Origin of the sequence: Nesterenkonia sphaerica (assembly GCF_005771565.1) — a bacterium.
Taxonomy (GTDB): Bacteria; Actinomycetota; Actinomycetes; order Actinomycetales; family Micrococcaceae; genus Nesterenkonia; species Nesterenkonia sphaerica.
The window spans coordinates 1-631 of the sequence record NZ_VAWA01000063.1; the positions used below are offsets into that span (position 1 = coordinate 1).

The window sequence follows — 631 nt, forward strand, 5'->3', positions numbered from 1 at the left end:
GAGTTGCAGCGCATCGCTTGCCCCGGCCATCCTTGAGCACTTGGAGACAGCCTTCGGCGCACCGGTGCTAGAAGCCTACGCGATGACAGAAGCCTCTCACCAGATGGCCTCCAACCCGTTGCCGGAGGACGCACCCAGGAAGCCCGGCGCTGTGGGGCGACCGACGGGGCTGGAGATGGCGATCCTGGACGAGGAGGGCGCTTGCCGCCCGCCTAACGTGCCCGGCGAGGTTTGCATCCGGGGGCTCAACGTCACCAAGGGCTACAAGAACAACCCCGAGGCCAACAAGGCGGCCTTCGCTTTCGGTTGGTTCCACACCGGCGACGNCCGCCCGCCTAACGTGCCCGGCGAGGTTTGCATCCGGGGGCTCAACGTCACCAAGGGCTACAAGAACAACCCCGAGGCCAACAAGGCGGCCTTCGCTTTCGGTTGGTTCCACACCGGCGACGTCGGCTTCCTCGATGAGGAGGGCTACCTCCACCTCGTCGGCCGCATCAAGGAGCTCATCAACCGCGGAGGCGAGAAAATATCCCCAATCGAGGTCGACTCGGTACTGCTCGACCACCCGGACATCGCGGACGCGGTGGCGTTCGGCGTGCCGGACGACAAGTACGGCGAGGAGATAAACTGC

1 protein-coding gene is annotated in these 631 nt (G+C 65.1%); it reads left to right on the forward strand.

The genetic code is table 11. The features are described from left to right. Window positions 1-631: AMP-binding protein (locus tag FEF27_RS13115; protein ID WP_208009926.1), on the forward strand; the 631-nt coding region annotated here is incomplete at both ends.